At 46.5% G+C, this 17,328-nt stretch carries 15 protein-coding genes and 1 riboswitch; of the genes, 5 read left to right on the top strand and 10 right to left on the bottom strand.

The window, feature by feature from the left end; translation table 11 throughout:
- Positions 1-222 precede the first annotated feature (222 nt).
- The gene (locus V6W81_RS01205; RefSeq protein WP_338541305.1) at positions 223-906 is read left to right on the top strand and encodes a type 1 glutamine amidotransferase domain-containing protein; all 684 of its coding nucleotides are present in this window, start codon (positions 223-225) and stop codon (positions 904-906) included.
- 144 nt (positions 907-1,050) lie between these two features.
- Here the strand turns inward: V6W81_RS01205 and V6W81_RS01200 are convergent, their stop codons facing one another.
- The 4 genes from V6W81_RS01200 to V6W81_RS01185 form a co-directional block, all read right to left on the bottom strand.
- Positions 1,051-2,016 (bottom strand): 2-keto-3-deoxygluconate permease, encoded by a 966-nt coding sequence (locus V6W81_RS01200; protein ID WP_338541304.1) that lies wholly within the window; start codon positions 2,014-2,016, stop codon positions 1,051-1,053.
- Positions 2,017-2,022: 6 nt separating this feature from the next.
- Positions 2,023-3,480: a glycoside hydrolase family 1 protein gene (locus tag V6W81_RS01195; protein ID WP_338541303.1), complete on the bottom strand. Its 1,458-nt coding sequence runs from the start codon at positions 3,478-3,480 to the stop codon at positions 2,023-2,025.
- 42 nt (positions 3,481-3,522) lie between these two features.
- Entirely contained in the window at positions 3,523-5,454 is a 1,932-nt protein-coding gene (locus V6W81_RS01190; protein WP_338541302.1) for a beta-glucoside-specific PTS transporter subunit IIABC, read from the bottom strand.
- Positions 5,455-5,590: 136 nt separating this feature from the next.
- The gene (locus V6W81_RS01185; protein WP_239293503.1) at positions 5,591-6,424 is read right to left on the bottom strand and encodes a PRD domain-containing protein; all 834 of its coding nucleotides are present in this window, start codon (positions 6,422-6,424) and stop codon (positions 5,591-5,593) included.
- Between the two features lie 402 nt (positions 6,425-6,826).
- On the opposite strand from V6W81_RS01185, the gene V6W81_RS01180 reads away from it, so the two are divergent.
- The 3 genes from V6W81_RS01180 to udk all read left to right on the top strand — a co-directional run bounded on the left by V6W81_RS01180 (position 6,827) and on the right by udk (position 9,340).
- Entirely contained in the window at positions 6,827-7,363 is a 537-nt protein-coding gene (locus V6W81_RS01180) for a sigma-70 family RNA polymerase sigma factor (protein WP_338541301.1), read from the top strand.
- The gene (locus tag V6W81_RS01175) at positions 7,347-8,468 is read left to right on the top strand and encodes a DUF4179 domain-containing protein (protein ID WP_338541300.1); all 1,122 of its coding nucleotides are present in this window, start codon (positions 7,347-7,349) and stop codon (positions 8,466-8,468) included. Before V6W81_RS01180 ends, V6W81_RS01175 begins: the two co-directional genes overlap by 17 nt.
- A 239-nt stretch (positions 8,469-8,707) precedes the next feature.
- Positions 8,708-9,340, top strand: coding sequence for a uridine kinase (gene udk / locus V6W81_RS01170; protein ID WP_145052078.1), 633 nt, complete (start codon positions 8,708-8,710; stop codon positions 9,338-9,340).
- Between the two features lie 128 nt (positions 9,341-9,468).
- Here the strand turns inward: udk and V6W81_RS01165 are convergent, their stop codons facing one another.
- From V6W81_RS01165 to V6W81_RS01140, 6 genes are all read right to left on the bottom strand, one after another.
- Positions 9,469-10,299, bottom strand: coding sequence for an ABC transporter ATP-binding protein (locus V6W81_RS01165; RefSeq protein WP_338541299.1), 831 nt, complete (start codon positions 10,297-10,299; stop codon positions 9,469-9,471).
- Positions 10,300-10,301: 2 nt separating this feature from the next.
- Entirely contained in the window at positions 10,302-11,093 is a 792-nt protein-coding gene (locus V6W81_RS01160; protein ID WP_338541298.1) for an ABC transporter ATP-binding protein, read from the bottom strand.
- Entirely contained in the window at positions 11,093-12,694 is a 1,602-nt protein-coding gene (locus V6W81_RS01155) for an ABC transporter substrate-binding protein (RefSeq protein WP_338541297.1), read from the bottom strand. The genes V6W81_RS01160 and V6W81_RS01155 overlap by 1 nt, the downstream gene beginning before the upstream one ends.
- 13 nt (positions 12,695-12,707) lie before the next feature.
- Positions 12,708-13,541 (bottom strand): nickel transporter permease, encoded by an 834-nt coding sequence (gene nikC / locus V6W81_RS01150; RefSeq protein WP_338541296.1) that lies wholly within the window; start codon positions 13,539-13,541, stop codon positions 12,708-12,710.
- Positions 13,542-14,552, bottom strand: a complete 1,011-nt coding sequence (gene nikB / locus V6W81_RS01145; protein WP_235540612.1) for a nickel ABC transporter permease — start codon at positions 14,550-14,552, stop codon at positions 13,542-13,544. It abuts the gene before it with no gap.
- A 104-nt stretch (positions 14,553-14,656) separates the two neighbouring features.
- A riboswitch (cobalamin riboswitch) is annotated at positions 14,657-14,846 on the bottom strand.
- Positions 14,847-14,920: 74 nt separating this feature from the next.
- A complete protein-coding gene (locus V6W81_RS01140) occupies positions 14,921-15,763 on the bottom strand; it encodes an AraC family transcriptional regulator (RefSeq protein ID WP_338541295.1) in 843 nt (280 codons plus the stop codon).
- Between the two features lie 192 nt (positions 15,764-15,955).
- Between V6W81_RS01140 and V6W81_RS01135 the strand changes: the two genes are divergently transcribed.
- Complete coding sequence (locus tag V6W81_RS01135) at positions 15,956-17,257, top strand: alpha-glucosidase/alpha-galactosidase (RefSeq protein ID WP_338541294.1); 1,302 nt, start codon at positions 15,956-15,958, stop codon at positions 17,255-17,257.
- Positions 17,258-17,328: the final 71 nt, after the last annotated feature.

Genomic DNA, 17,328 nt, shown 5'->3' with positions numbered 1-17,328 from the left:
CCTGTTGTTATTGCTCTAATAGCAACTGATTCACGGTGCACAAAATAGGCGATATATAAAGTATAGCATGGAAGACGAAATAGATATATTGTACTAACTAAACTATTTCAGGCATTTTAGTTTACTTTGAAATTAGGCTGTGCTATATTTAGGTCAATTAGTTTTACAAAATTATATTTTACACAACTTAAATTACTGCAAATTACACTGGAGGTTTTCTTTATGAAAAAAATATTAGTTGTCCTGACCAATGTAGATAAATATGCAACAAAGGATGAGCCTACCGGCTTGTGGCTGAGCGAAGCAACTCACTTTATTGAAGAATTCGACCATAATGACAATGTTCAGATCGACCTGGTCAGCCCACTCGGCGGCAATGTACCTCTCGATCCGAAAAGTCTGGGTGATTCGCTAGATGAAAGTACTAAAGCCTATTATGAGAACGAAGCATTCATGAACAAATTAAAAAATACGTTGAAGCCAAGCGACGTGAACGCTAGTGACTATGACGCGATCTACTTCACAGGTGGACATGGTACGATGTGGGATTTCCCAGATAATGCTGAGCTGCAAGAGCTTTCTCGTGAAATCTATGAAAAAGGCGGCATTGTATCCGGCGTGTGCCACGGTGTCACAGCCTTGCTTAACGTGAAGCTGTCCAATGGCTTGCTGTTGATCAAGGACAAAACGGTATCCGGCTTCACCAATGAAGAGGAAGCGCTAGTGCAACAAACCGACTACGTTCCGTTCCTTCTGGAAGATGCACTGAGAGAACGTGCAGGTCGTTACGACAAAGCCGCTGCATTCAGCTCTTATGTTACTACTGACGGCCGCCTAGTTACGGGTCAAAACCCGCAATCCAGCAAAGCTGTAGGCGAAAGCGTCAAAGAATTGCTGGGCCTGTAAGTCTGAGGTCTGGAAACAGTACTTTACCTTCATCTCCCCCATGAGTTGATATAGATGAACCAATGACAAACAGCACGTTGTCCGTCTTCTCAAGACGGATAACGTGCTGTTTCATTTTATAAACTTGAACTATTGGCTTTTTATTTAATCGCTCGATTTTATCGCCGTTATTGAACCCTTCACTCCCGCTCCTGCCAATCGTTTCACAATATAAGGAACAGTCAACGAGGTCAGGATCACAGCAAACGCGATCTGAGCGATGGCTACGTCCACATACGGTGCATATGCCGGATTGAATTCTGCTGCCATCGACGGTACAACCATGGATAGTCCAGCAACCGAGCATGTTGCAGCAGCAGCATAACCCGGTCGTTTCAAGATTGTCCGATCAACTCCAATGAGCGGAAGCATACAGATCAGCATAAACAACACCGTGACCAGCAAGCCGGACAGACTGGACTGGAATGCAATACGAAGATCAATATTGGACCCGAAGCTTGTACCCAGGAAAGGCAACAGAATCAGTGTCCCCGGAGCGAACATCTTCTGAATATTAGCGTCCAGATTACCAAGCAAGATGCCAATGAGAAAAGGTACCAGTGTAGCCAGCACACTGAGCAGATCTATACCGACTCCGCTCGCCGAATTCAATATCATGACCGGAATAACCGGAACAGCGATTAGATTCAGAATGCCAAACGCGGCTCGATCTACATCATCTCCGTATGTGTTCATCAAAGCCAGATATAATCCTGGATTACAGCTGGTTAGAACCGCAATGAAGGCTACCGCAGATACGCCGCCAACGCCACTGATTCCGAAGAAGTGTACGAATGCCCAGCCAAACAACACACTGATGATAATCCGCGAGGCACAGAGCACGCCTGCTCTCTTTAAGGTTACCAGAAGCTGTGATAGGTTCAGCTGTGTGCCTGATACCAGCAAAATCATGCCAATGAGCACCATCGTGCCTTTGGACGTGAACAATGCTGTTGTGGGATCGCCAATCTGAAAGAATGATGGGAACACCGTGTTGATTACAGCGGCGAGCATCATAGGAACGATAAGCAAGCCGCCCGGAATTCGCTTAATACGACCCAAAATATTCATGGAAGGCTACAGCTCTGCTCCGTTGGTACGGATCACATTCTGATACCAGAAGAAGGAATCCTTCCGATATCTTTTTAGCGTACCGTTGCCGTAGTCGTCCTGATCCACATAGATAAATCCATACCGTTTGCTCATCTCGGACGTACCTGAACTAATCATGTCGATTGGTCCCCACATCGTGTAACCCAGCACCTCAACCCCATCCGCAATAGCAAGTCCCATCTGTTCGATATGCTTGCTTAGAAAATCAATGCGATATGGATCGTTGATCGTTCCGTCTTCATTCAGCTTGTCGTAGAAGCCTGAGCTGTTCTCCAGGATGAAGACAGGCTTCTGATACCGGTCATAGACCAGATTGAGCGTATAGCGAAGACCAATCGGATCAATCTGCCAGCCCCATTCGTTCGCAGGCAGATGTGGATTTTTGTACACACTGTGCACGTTACCTGCTGTTAATTCGAGCTGCTCGGTATCACTGCTGGATATCATCGAATTGTAATACGACATACCCACGAAATCAGCCGTATGCGCCCGAATGTCCTCTAGATCGCCGTCTTCGATGTTGAGCTGAATTCCTTTGTTCTTGAAATACGTCTTGCTGTAATAAGGATATTCTCCTTTATTCAATACATCCAGATAGAACTGGTTCTTCATCTGATCATCCTGCTGCATCTGGAGCGCATCCTCCGGCTTACAGGTATAAGGATACGTTGTAAAATACGCCACCATGCTGCCGATCTGATTATTCGGATCAATCTCATGAGCCATCTTAGTCACTCTGGACGCGGCTACAAATTGATGATGCAAGCCTTGGAACAGCATTTCCTCATAATTAGGAGCATCATAATCAATAATTCCAAGCGTCTTGGCCGAAGCTTTAACACTCATATTGATCTCGTTGAACGTCACCCAATATTTCACTTTGCCCTTGTAGCGATTGAACAGCACGTCGCAGTAGTTCACATACAGGTCAACCAACTTACGGTTATACCATCCGCCGAACTTGTCCATCAGAACAATCGGTGTGTCAAAGTGGCTAATCGTAATCAGAGGCTCCATCCCATGTTTTAGAACTTCATCAATAACCTGATCGTAGAATGCCAGTGCCTTCTCGTTCGGAGCAGCATCATCGCCACCAGGAAATACTCTCGCCCATGCAATGGAATAACGGAACACTTTGAAGCCCATCTCGGCAAACAAGGCAATATCTTCACGGAAGTTATGGTAAAAATCAATCCCCCGGCGCTTCGGATATTTCACGATATCCGGGTCATTCTTAGCCTCTTCGATCATCTCACGATTAACCCGAATCTGCTTGGTCACCTTACGATCATTCTTTTCATTAAACTTCATCACTTCTGGAATGGTCAGCGTTTTGCCATCTACATCATAGGCACCTTCAGCCTGACAGGCGGATAGAGCCCCGCCCCACAAGAAGTCTTTTGGAAAATTGGTATTTGTCATTTCAGTTTCCTCCTGTTACGTTTTGTTAGTTGTTCTAAAAGTTTATGGAATTAGCTTAATCAGCGCTTCACTTTCACGGATCGGGCCACTAGTTGCTGTAGTAAGAACATCTCCATACTGCTGCATATTAGTTACGACAATAGACGTGATGGTGTTATAACCTGCGGCCGTAATGCCCTCGGGATCAAATTCCACCAACAAATCACCTGCCTTGATAGCCTGACCCTGTTGAATATGAGCGTTAAAATATTTCCCCTTCAGACTGACGGTATCGACCCCGATATGAATGAGAATCTCAACCCCATTCGCCGCCTTCAAACCAATGGCGTGTTTGGTACGATAAAGTGCTTCAACCACACCATCAAATGGAGCGTAAACTTTACCCTCTGTTGGAACCACGGCAATGCCTTTACCCATTAGTTCTTGTGCAAAAGCCTGATCCTCTACCTCGGAGATCGGTTTGGTCTCTCCTGTCATCGGACTTACGATCAACATGTCTGAAGAAGCGGATGTCTCTGACACAGATGGTGCGGAAGTTGCTGGAGTTGCAACCGTAGTGCTGATATTTGCCACCGCATCTGTAGCTTGCTGCTTCGGTTTAGCTCCTTCGACATTTTCCTTGATGCCAGCCATCAGTGTAAACACAAAACCGAGAACAATCGCTGCGATACAGCCAATCACGACATAGATATAACGATCTGATGTGTACGTACCTAATGCCAGTAGACCCGGAAGGGAAATCGCATTAGCTGAGGTGTGAACCAAGCTGTAGAAACCACTGACTATCCCCGCTGCTAGACAGCCTGCGAAGAATGGACGTTTGTACTTCAGCGTTACACCATAGATCGCTGGCTCAGTAATCCCGAACAAAGCGGTGAATCCACTCGAAGCCGCCGCTGATTTCATCGTTTTACTCTTCGTCAATACAAACACACCAAAGGCCGCTCCAGCCTGAGCCAGATTCGCCGCGAGTGCAGTTGGCAGTAGCACCGTTGCACCCAGTGTAGCCACTTGTTGAACCTGAATGGGCATGATTGCATAGTGCATACCGAACATAACCATAATTGGTTTGAAGAACCCGAGAATGGCACCTGCAAGAACACCTGCCGTTGAGAACAGTGAGTTAATCCCATTGGTCAGCCAGTCACCGATATGTGATCCTACTGGGCCAAGCACGATGAGTTCCACTGGAACCATAATGAACAATACAATCATGGGTGTAATCAGGACCTGCAAGAACTTAGGAATCACTCGGTTAACGAGTGGATACAGGTAACTCATAATCCATACCGCCAGAATAATCGGAATGACAGATGATGAATATTTCATGAGCAGAATCGGCATACCGAGGAAATCAATGCTGTTCACACCGGTCTCGGCAATCTGGGATGCTGCGTTCAGAATAGTTGGATGCATCAGGCCTGCCGCAAGAGCAACTGCCAGATATGGATTCGTTTTGAAGCGATGTGCAGCACTAACCGCCAGGAAGAATGGCAAGAAGTAGAAGATACAGTCACCGATCATATTAATGATCGTCAGAAAGCCGGAACCCTCCAGATACCCCATTGCAGCTATAACGGTAGCCAAACATTTAATCATCCCGCAACCAACAAGAGCCGGTAATACAGGCGTAAATATACCCGCGATCGTTTCAAGCACGACATTGATCGGATTGCGTTTTTTCTTCGGTCCACTGCTCTCTGCGGATGGTTCTGATCCGCCAATGCGGTCAGACGTTAAACTTCTCACTTCATTGTATACGGCGTCCACTTTGGCACCAATGACGATCTGCACCTGGCCGCCGGAGTTCTGCGCGCGAAGCACACCCTCGAGCTGATCCAATGCTTTAAGATCTGCCTTGTTATCGTCCTTTAATACAAATCGTAGCCGGGTTGCACAATGTGTCAGACCCGAGATATTTTGTTCCCCACCAACAAGATCAAGCACGTTTTTAGCTAAGTCTTTGTTGTTCATGACCCTTCTCCTCTACATCGAAAATTAACATGATTTTAAATGTATATAAAAATGACCAAGCCGGGGAATCGTCATTCCCTACGCTTGGTCATGCCTGATCGAATCAGTAACAGTCCATAAGTTGTTATTCGGTTAGTTAATTCGAGATTAATCGTTGAATATGCAGAATTAGATATAACTTTTCGTCATCAGAGCAGGTCCAGCCATAGTTGTTACTCAGAAAATCGGCGATTTTCTCAACACAAGCCAATTCCTTAGGAAACTTCTCTTTGACCATCAGGAAAAGTGATTCATTCTCATCCTTCAGCGATTTGCCGCTCATCTGTCGCATGATGAAGTACCTTATATGTGTTGCAAATCGCATGAAATGAATGGAGTCTTCCTGAAAGTCAATTTTGAGTGCATATTTGATCACGGATAAAATTTCACCCGTTACCGTCGTTACTTTGGTCGTATCACTCATCTCACCCGAGCCCACCTGTGCATTCACAAAATGCAGGGCGATCAGTGTCGTCTCAGCCGGTGGCAAGTCCACATTCGTTTTCTCCTGAATCAGCTTCAACGCTGCCTCACCCACACGAGTCTCATCTGGATATAAGGTGCGAACTTCCCATTCCAACGGGTTCTTGATATGCACACCTTCACGATGCCGGGTTAGTGCAAAACTAATATGGTCGGACAGGGTGAGAAGCAGGTTCGGGTTAAATTGTTTATTCAAAATCTGACTGCCTAGCTTGATGATCTCCTCTGCCAGATATATATCTTCAATCGGAATGCTGTTCAGCAGGTCATACATACGGATGTTCTTTGGTGCCACGAAAATCTTCTCTACCAGATCCGTCTCCGTCAGCTCATAAGGGGTTTTCAGAAATCCTACACCCTTACCTACGACAAATACCTCTTCATTCTTATCATTAATGGCAATTGCCACGTTGTTATTTACTTTTTTAATAACCTTCAATGCCCTCACCCCCCGCCTGAAATAAAAAAAGACCGAAAGCGATTACAGTTAAATAATCGAATTCGGTCATGCCTGGCTCTCCCAGTAACAGTCCGTGTTAAGTATATATGTATTATTATAGGCCTGTCTTCAAAAAAGTCAATCATTCAATATTAGAGGTCGTTCAAAAAGTCCGCTTTTGATTACGACGGATGCCTGAAGGCATCTCGACATCGAATATGGGATTCAGCCGAAATGTCCCCCTTCTCTGTTGAAGTGGACATGCCGTATGCGTACGTCATATATAACAGCACCCTTTTTTTCGTTTAAGAAAATAATTGTGACCATATACGCTGACTGCAAGTCTAATTCATGGTTAAGCAAACGGGGAGTTGTCTTTATATCCCTGCTACCAGGAAGGAGCTGTTATCCATGGATTCAACCGATCTCGTTCATCAGGCTATAGCAGGAGATCGCGAGGCCTTTATCAGTCTCATCAGAGAAATCGAAAACTCCCTATACAATACAGCAAAATCCATGCTGCGAAAAGAGGAGGATGTGGCTGATGCCATTCAGGAAACGATCCTGAAAGCCTACAAATCGATGCACACGCTGCGTGAAGCCCAGTATTTCAGAACCTGGATGTTCCGCATACTCATCAATGAATGCAACACCATGTTATCTCGCCGTTCCCTCTCCACATCCTATGCGGAAGTACCGGAAGCACATCAGAGACGTTCCAGTCCCTATGATGAGGTGGATATGAGAGAAGCGGTCGATCGTCTGGAGGAATCCAAACGAATGGTCATTGTATTGCACTACTTCGAAGATTTAACCCTACGTCAGGTCGCAGATGCGCTGAATATCTCCGAGAGTGCTGTCAAGATGAGATTGTCTCGGGCAAGACAGGAGTTATATCAGAAATTCAAAAATTTCCGGGAGGTCAATATACATGTCAAACCCATTTAATATCGATCAAGAGTTAAAGGATCAAGCGAAAGCGCGCCCCATCATGTCTGAGCTCGTACGGAATCGAATTGACGCCACACTGGACTCATTACCGGAGCCTTCTACGTATAGAACAGAAAAAACGATGCGCTCCACTCGACTTCCAAAGGGTATGCGTCGAACCGTAGCTGCAACGATTGCAGCTGGAGTATTAGGATTGACAGTGTTCGCCTCTGGATTTGTATCACCTGTCATGGCAGACTCCTTGCGTAACATTCCGCTAGTAGGCAGTCTCTTCAGTGCGATTGAAGCTGATATGGGTCTAAGAACAGCCGGTGAAGCTGGCTTGACCCAGGCTGTGAACAGCCAAGTATCGTATGAGGATGTGAAGCTGGAAGTACTGGAGACGGTATACGACGGCACTCGTGCAGCATTCCTGGTTCATTTCACTGCACCGAACTTGGAGCAAGGGCAATATGATAACGGCAAAGATATTGTGAAGCTGAGTAACGGAATCGATAACGTCTTTTTCCAAGTCAACGGAGCAAGTCAGGATAGCGGTCTCTTCTATAGTTCCATAGGAGATAAGCAGCCGGACACCCTCTTATTCGAACAGGTTATTCCTGCCGATCAAGGAACTGCCTCACTACCCGATCAATTTGAAGCAGAAATCACATTAACTTTGCAGGGTATCGACCATGAATTTAAGCTGAACGTTCCTTTTACAAAATCAACGCAAGATATTAAACATGTTCAACCGGATAGCATACGTTCCAATGAACTATTCACCGTATCTGTTACCGAAGCTGAAGTTACACCGATCACTACACGCGTATCTACGAGCATCTCACTAAACAACAAAGACACGCTCACGGCAAAAGAGGAGGAGCAATTGCGTAAGATCGGTTTTGCCATCTACGATAATCAAGGCCGACAACTAACTGCTCTTAGTGGAGAGGGCTTGTATGAGGGCAATCAGCTTACTTCTGAACGTATCTATGCTAGCACATCTGGCGATATTCAATATTTGGTGGTTAAACCCTTTGAGATCAAGGACGACTTTGCGGAAGAAATTCAGGACGATCAATTCATCACAGGATTGGATATGAAAATTGAGTTGAATTAACCTGAGGACATATGAGTATAAGAGTAGAAGGATTATTCCATTCGTGACAGTATGCGCACAATCTCCCAAGTAGGCAAAACATGGTCACATGCTTCAGGTGAAAAAAGTGGTGCCCTATGGTACAATGAAGGAATTGTGCATTCACAGACAGACATGTGGATAAGAGTGATGAATAGATCAGATATCACACTCTTCATCCATGATCATGCTGCCATTCTAGGGAGGTTTATGGAATAACCATGCTCATCATTGGTATCGCCGGAGGAACCGGATCCGGTAAAACGACGGTAGCCCGCTCCGTTATAGACCGTCTGGGAACAGGTAAAGTAACGTTTATATCCCAAGACAATTATTACAAAGACCAGTCACAGCTCACCCCTGAGCAACGTCGACTAACCAATTACGATCATCCCTTTGCTTTTGATAATGATCTGTTAATTGAGCATCTCACCCTGTTGAAAAAAGGCCAAGCGGCGTATGCTCCCGTATATGACTTCACCATAGATAACCGTGCTGCCGATGAGACGGTTGAACTGGCACCGAACCATATCGTCATTGTAGAAGGATTGCATGTGCTAATCGATGAAACGCTACGTGCCTTGATGGACATTAAGGTGTTCGTAGACACGGATTCCGATGTACGGATTCTGCGCAGAGTGCTGCGGGATATCGAGGAACGCGGACGGACGATTCAATCCGTGTACAAGCAATACCTCGAAACCGTAAAACCTATGCATGATGCTTTTATCGAGCCATCCAAAAAATATGCAGATATCATTATTCCTGAAGGTGGACATAATGAAGTCGGTATTCAGATGTTATCCATCCTCACCGAGAAGTACCTCACCGGAGAGAACTGGAATCAAGCTTAATATCGGTGAAGCTACCTAATCCATAAAAAGAAGGGTTACCCTGATGTCATTACATGACGTTGAGGTAACCCTTTTGTTATGTTCCTTTTGTTATGTTCCTTTTGTTTTGTTACTCTTGTATTGCTCCTCTATCCTGTAATACTTTGGAGATCGCCCACCTGCATTTGCTGCCTAATCTCTCTTACCGACAGTACTGAGGCCATTAGACTACGGGTATAGGGATGATTAGCCGAATGATTCAACTGCGAACTTTCCACCACTTCAACCACTTCCCCTTGATGCATCACCGCAATCCGATCACTTACCTGCTGTACCACGGCTAGATCATGGGAGATGAAGATCGTAGAAATATTCGTTTGCAAATGGAGCTGTCTAAGCAGCTGGAGAATTTGCTGCTGAATAGAGGCATCCAGCGCCGAAGTTGCTTCGTCAAAGATAATGATATCCGGTTGAACCCCCATGGCACGGGCGATGACAACTCTCTGCTGCTCACCACCACTCAGCTCGTGAGGATATTTACTGGCAACAGATGCCGGCAACCCTACTCGTTCTAACAATTGGATTACTGCTTCGCCGACCTGTCGGCGTTTAGACAGTCCATAGTTCAGCAGTGGCTCGCCAATAAAGGCTCCGATCTTCAAGCGTGGGTTAAAAATCGCCGACGGCTCTTGAAAAACCATCTGAATCTGCTTGCGCTGCAGCCTCAGGGCTTCTCCCTTCAATCGAGTAATATCCTGCTGATGATACCTGATCTGCCCTGAACTCACTCTCTCCAGATGTGTCACACATTTGGCAAGGGTGCTCTTACCACTACCACTCTCACCAACAATTCCTAGACACTCGCCTGGATAAAGATTTAAGTTGATGGAGCGTAGTGCATGCACTGCCTTTTGCCCCTTCGCTTCATACGTCTTGCACAGATCCTTCAACTCTAGAATCGGCGTTACTCCATGTCTCATGCTCATTGCCCTCCCAGATCGAGCTCGGGTACGGCTTGTAATAGCTGCCGAGTATACTCTTCCCGTGGATTTGTAATCAGATCAGCCGCCCTTCCGTACTCAACCAGTTCACCATGCTGCATTACGCCAATCTGATCTGCCATATGGGCTGCAACCGCCATATTATGCGTTACCATGATGATGCCTGTTCCTTTTCGATCTCTCAGTTCATGCAGACGTTTCAGCACTTCGAGCTGGGTCGTTACATCCAATGCGCTGGTGGGTTCATCGGTCAGGAGAAGTTCTGGCTCCATCGTTACCGCCATGGCAATCGCCGTTCGTTGCTTCATTCCGCCACTGAGCTGGTTGGGATATGCATTCATGATCTGCTGTGGATCCTGCAATCCCATCCCAGATAACATGTTCAGCGCCATGTCGTAGGCTGTCTTCTTGGAAATAGTGAAATGGGCACGAATGGCCTCAACGTATTGGCTTCCCACCTTACGAATCGGATTGAGATACGAACCACTCGCCTGAAATACAATCGCTATCCGTTTACCCCGAATCTGGCTCCACTCTGCCGGAGAATAGCTTAATATCGACCTTCCCTGAAAAAAAACCTCTCCACTCGTACATTGCCCTCCCTCGGGTAACATACCAAGTATCGCACGAAGTAATGTAGACTTCCCGCTGCCGCTCTCGCCTACAATACCCACGATCTCACCGGGCTTCATCGTAAAAGACAGATCTCGCAGCGCGGCTGATCCACTCTGATACGTCACCGAAAGATTCCGTATATCTAATAACGGCTTCATTATTGGTCAACCTTGATATTACGATCGAGTAAGTAAAAGTCGATTGGATACATCGTCGCCCCCTGAACCGTGCTTTTGCTAACAATATTGATGGGCGTGTAGGTCACGAACAGATATGCCGCATCATCCAGAATCATCTGTTGCGCCTCTGCCGCTAAAGCATACCTTTTCTCCACATCGAATTCCGAATGCAATTGATTGATCACAGCATCCAGCTTCTTGTTGCTATAACCACCTACGTTCCACTCGGCTCCGGTCTTGAAGTAGAAATCGAGAATATATTGCGGATCTCCTGTAATTCCTGTATTAATGCTGGTTAAAGCGAGGTCGAAATTGCCACTCTTCTGATGATCCGTCAGATCCTCATAAGAGGTCATCTCCAACTGAATACCAATCTCCTTCAATTGGGACTGCATCGCAGCAGCTACAATGGAATCCGATTCGTAAGCCGTGTTGAGAATCAACTGGAGTGATATTCTCTCTCCATCCTTTTCCCGAATACCGTCGCCGTCAGTATCCTTGTAGCCCGCTTCATCGAGCAATTGTTTAGCCTTCTCAGGTTCGTAGCTATATCCGGTGATTTGGTCATAGCCAAAAGGCAGAGCTGACGTGAACGGCCCTTTGGCTCCCTGGCCTCCCACAAGTGTGTTCGCATACATGTCCCGATCAATACCATAGGAAATGGCATGGCGTACTTCAGGATCACTCAAGAATGGGTTCTTCAGATTAAACCAGACAAACTGTGTTCGTAGACTCGGAATTTCATCAATCGTATATTGGTTCTTATCCTGAAATAATGCGAGTGTGCTTCGACCAACATTACTTGCCACATCAATTTCACCGGATTGTAAGGCAAGCGCACGCGTGCTATCATCCTTGATATACTTTAGCGTCATTGTATCTAGATCAGCCGCATCGTCCCAATACCCATCATACTTCTTCACCTGAATCTCTTGATCCGGGGTATAGGATGTCACCATAAATGGTCCTGTAGCGATAGGCTCACTGCTGAACTTGGATGTATCTGCAGTGGTATCCACGATGACAAACAGTGGTTCGGCAATATTTCCAAGCAGCGATGCGTAAGGCTCGGTCGTCTTAATCGTAAGGTCTTGCCCTTCTGCTGTCATGGAAGCAATCGGTAACGTGGACTGTCCCCGTTCGTTTAATTCCAGTGAGCGTTCAATTGATGTCTTCACAGCCTCTGCGGTCACCTTGTTGCCATTGTGGAACGTTACGCCATCACGAATATGAAAATGCCATGTCTTCTCATCAATCCGATCCCACGTATCCGCAATTTTGGGAACCAACTTCATATTTTCATCAAATTGAACCAATGTCTCCCCAATTGCTGCACGCGTAAGTGTCCAGCCATTCCATTCCTCTGCAGGATCCAGATTGCTGCCAAGCCAAAATAACGCCACATTCAAGTGGGTTGGCTTGCCCGGTTGGCTCTGATCCGATTGCTCAGATTGCGCTGATTGCCCAGACTTGTCCGTTCCATCGGTTGTCTGGGATGCACCTCCACATGCTGCAAGCACAAATAACATCACAATCGATAATGCCATAAGCATAAATGACTTCCTGCGAATAAAGTTCATTTTCGTTCCCCCGTTATTTGATTTCTTTCTTAGGATCAAGCACATCCCGAAGACTGTCTCCCAATAAATTAAAGATTATAACCGTGCCAAATATCGCGAGCCCCGGATAAATTAACAACCATGGCGCAGTCTGTAAATACCGTCTGCCTTCATTCAGCATTGCTCCCCATTCCGGTTCAGGCGGCTGTGCACCAAGTCCGAGGAAGGATAGACCCGAGATCGATAACATCATGCCGCCCACATCCATCATAGCCATGACGATTAGCGGTGAGATCATGTTGGGCAGGATCGTCCTGATAAGGATCTGACTCCACCGCGCACCGCCGAAGGCGGCGGCCGCGACATACTCCTTTTGCTGTAATGAAATGACAATCCCTCTGGCAAGACGTGCGTATTTCGCCCACCACACCACAGACAGAGCCACCACCGTGTTGAATAATCCTGGCCCCAACATACCAACTACAGCAATAGCGAAGATCAACCCCGGAAAAGCCATAAGCGTATCTGTTAAACGCATTAATATGGTGTCTGTCATCCCCCGAGCGAATCCCGATATCATGCCAATCGTTACACCGAGTACAAAGACAATACCCGTCATCATAAAGGTGAGAAGTAATGATGTGCGCGCCCCATACAGAAGACGTGACAGAGTACAGCGCCCAAGCTGGTCTGTACCCAAGGGATATTCCGCGCTAGGTGGTTGCAGCACATGGGCAAAGTTCGTTGTCAGTGGATTATGGGGTGCCAAGAGTGGTGCGATCATCGCTAGAATTACCCAGGCCACAGTTAAAGATAGGATCAACGTAAACCAACGATTTTGTTTAAATATCTGCATCATTTCGCTCATCTACACATCCACTTCCAGTCGAATCCGAGGATCCCGCAGATGCGTCCATAGATCAACAAGCAGATTCAGCGTGACGTATATCGTCGCCATCCACATGACGTAACCCTGAATCAACGGATAATCCCGTGTGAAAATGGCATCTACCGCCATCTGACCTACGCCTGGCCACACAAACAGACTCTCTACAATGGCTGCACCGCCTAATAGTGTCCCGGTAGACATGCCCATCAAGGTCACAATCGGCAAGAGTGCGTTCGGCAAAATATGATGCATAATGACCTGTCTCTCCTTCACACCTCTGGATCTCGCTCCGCTCACATAGTCCTGAGACATTTCATCCAGCATAACCGCTCGAATCTGCCTGCTGTATTGTGCAATCAGCGGAACCGCCAACGTGCAGGTTGGCAGGATCAGGCTATTCCATCCCGTACTCCCCATCACTGGCAGCAGCTTCAATTGAACGCCAAATACGAGCATGAGTAACATCCCCAGCCAGAAGCTTGGCATGGATAGCCCAGCAAAAGAGAATAAACGAATCACATAATCCAACCATTTATTCCGATAAATTGCCGAGAGAATCCCCAGTGGAAAAGAGATCACGATGACGATAAGCATAGCGCTGCCTGTTAGCCGTAGTGTTGCTGGTAGACGAGACAACAATATGTCCACTACAGGGCGATCATACTTATAGGAAGTACCAAAATCACCTTGCAGTACCTGCCCCAGCCATGTCCCATAACGCATCCAAAAGGGCTGGTCGAGCCCAAGCTGGCTTCGCACCTGTCTGACCAACTCGTCGGTTGGCGTGATCCCCGTAGACATCAGCATCAGCCTTGCCGGGTCTCCTGGAGACAAGTAGGTTAACAGGAAAGTCAGAAAGGTAATGCCGAACAATACGGCTACCAGTTGAACTAATCTTTTAATGATATATCTGCTCACGCGTTCAGACGTCCTCTCCCCGAAGCTCCATCGCTCTGCAATGGAATGGTACGATCTATCCCGTTCAACCAAAAAAGCGCCCTTCTCCGTGTTACCGGTTAAGGACGCCTTAAATAGACAGATTTTCAGAAAAAATCATGCTTCTCTAAACACCTTCCTATCTCCCGTAGGTTACTAACGTGTCGTTAAATTAGGCAGGTCTCCTGGCTCCAGAATCACCGTCAGACAGCACCTTCCCGGCTTACACCAGTGGCAATACGCTGTTGACTCCTCTGTTACAGTGGCGGGACCGCGCCGGTATTACACCGGACTTCCCTATTAAGCTTTTATCCGAATCGATAAAGCACCTAATTCCACATATTCAATTGGTTTCTGTACAAGTATAGCTGGCAGGCCAATAATGTTCAAAACTTTTATTACATGAAATTAAAATAATCAATTTATATCGTTAGATTAGGCTGTGATCTTGATGCTTTGGGGGATACTCCTGTGACCCGCTTGAACATCTTAGAAAATAACAGCGGATCCGTGTAACCCACTGAATGGGCTACCTCACTAATAGATAATACAGGATTTTGCAGGAGCTCAGCCGCGCGGTTGATCCGATATTCAAGAAAGAATGCCTGAAGCGACTTGCCATACCGCTCCTTGAAAAGCCCTGAAAGGTACGTGCGATCTAACCCCACAGATTGAGCGATATCCAGGATCGAGGTCTTCTGACTGTACCTATTCTCCATATATTGAAGGGCCTGACGGATATATTCTTCCTTGGTGGACACAGGACGATGTGTCTGTTCTTCTGTTTCGGGAGAAGAGGCGATCAGTTCCGCAATTAACCGGTATAACAGGCTCTGGCTAAATATATCTCCGCCATGCCGCGATGAAGCCTGAACCATGTCGGTGTACAATCGTTCAAACCATACAGGGTCTTGAGCTTGAAACACCGGGTGTTCTGGACTTAGATAGGCTCGTTGCATAAATGTCTTGGCATGTACACCTCTGAATCCAAACCACGAATATGTCCATGGATCACTTGCATCTGCCTCATAGTGGATGATCGTATCTGGAACAATGATGAATCCCTGTCCTTGTGACAGATGGTATTCCCGGTTCTCCATCTGCACCGTGCCTCGCCCTTCATGAATGTAATGAATGATGTAGGAATCGCGGACACCAGGCCCCCAATAATGAGACGGCTCACAAGCTTCCCACCCGAAAAAGAGCAGTACCAGCTCCATCTGTGTCCAATCTATAGAAACCACATTCATTTCAATTCGACTCATATCACGCACTTCCTTCCATCGATACACATAACAAATGTTATTTAAATTATAACAGGTAAATAGGGCTTATTGTCTCTGTAAGCGACACCATAAATGGGATTATGCCATATTTAAGATAGGTTGCACCATAGTTATCCTCCTCCAATGAGCCTATAGTGAAGGTACAACAAATTCAGGGAGGCTGAACTTTAGATGAGCAAAATTACATTCCTCGGTGCAGGAAGCACCGTCTTTGTCAAAAATGTATTAGGTGACGTTATGATGACCGAAGCACTGCAAGATTTCGAGCTGGCTTTGTATGATATTGATGCCGAGCGCCTGAGCGATTCGGAGCGTCTGTTAACTAGCATGGCACGCTCTCTGGGAAGCCGCTGTAGCGTGAAAGTATATACGGATCGCAAAGAAGCTCTGCGCGGAGCCAAATATGTCATTAATGCAATTCAAGTGGGCGGATATGATCCGTGTACTATTACCGATTTTGAAATTCCGAAGAAATATGGACTGCGTCAGACGATTGCGGACACGCTTGGTATCGGGGGAATCTTCCGCAACCTGCGTACTATTCCGGTGATGCTGGATTTTGCACGGGATATGCAGGAAGTGTGCCCAGATGCTTGGTTCTTGAATTACACGAATCCGATGGCCGTGCTTACCAATGTCATGAACGTGCATGGCGGCATCAAAACGGTAGGACTGTGTCATAGTGTGCAGATCTGTGTGCCTCATCTGTTTGATGCCCTGGGCATCGATCAGACAGGCGTGGTTGCTAAGATTGCGGGCATTAACCACATGGCATGGCTGCTGGAAGTAACGCGTGATGGACAGGATCTCTATCCTGAGATCAAACGTTTAGCGAAAGAAAAACAAAAAGAACAGCATAATGACATGGTTCGTTTTGAGCTAATGCAGCGTTTTGGCTACTATGTAACGGAATCCTCCGAGCATAATGCTGAGTACCACCCATACTTTATCAAACGTAACTATCCTGAACTGATTGAACGGTTCAACATTCCGCTGGATGAGTATCCACGTCGCTGCGTGAACCAGATTGAAGGCTGGAAAGAAATGCGTGAAAAGCTGTTCGCTAGCGAAAACATCGAGCATACCCGCAGCCGGGAGTACGCTTCCCACATTATGGAGGCGATGGAGACAAATCGCCCTTACAAAATTGCCGGTAATGTCATGAATACTGGTTTAATCACGAACCTGCCACGTGAAGCTTGTGTAGAGGTGCCTTGTCTTGTGGATGGATCTGGCATTAGCCCAACGTACATTGGCGATCTGCCACCACAACTGGCAGCACTGAATCGTACCAATATCAACACTCAACTGCTAACAATTGAAGCTGCAATTACAGGTAAAAAGGATCATATCTATCATGCCGCAATGCTTGATCCACATACTGCTGCCGAGTTGTCCATCGACGACATCGTTGCCATGTGTGATGAATTGATCGAAGCTCACGGTGACTGGTTGCCAAAATTCACATCTTAATTTATTAAAAACGCCGTTCGCCTCATAAAGAGGGAACGGCGTTTCATTTTAGAGTGGGCTAGTGTTGTTTG

Origin of the sequence: Paenibacillus tundrae (genome assembly GCF_036884255.1) — a bacterium.
In the GTDB taxonomy this organism is placed as follows: domain Bacteria; phylum Bacillota; class Bacilli; order Paenibacillales; family Paenibacillaceae; genus Paenibacillus.
This window is presented reverse-complemented; position numbering and strand designations above follow the sequence as displayed.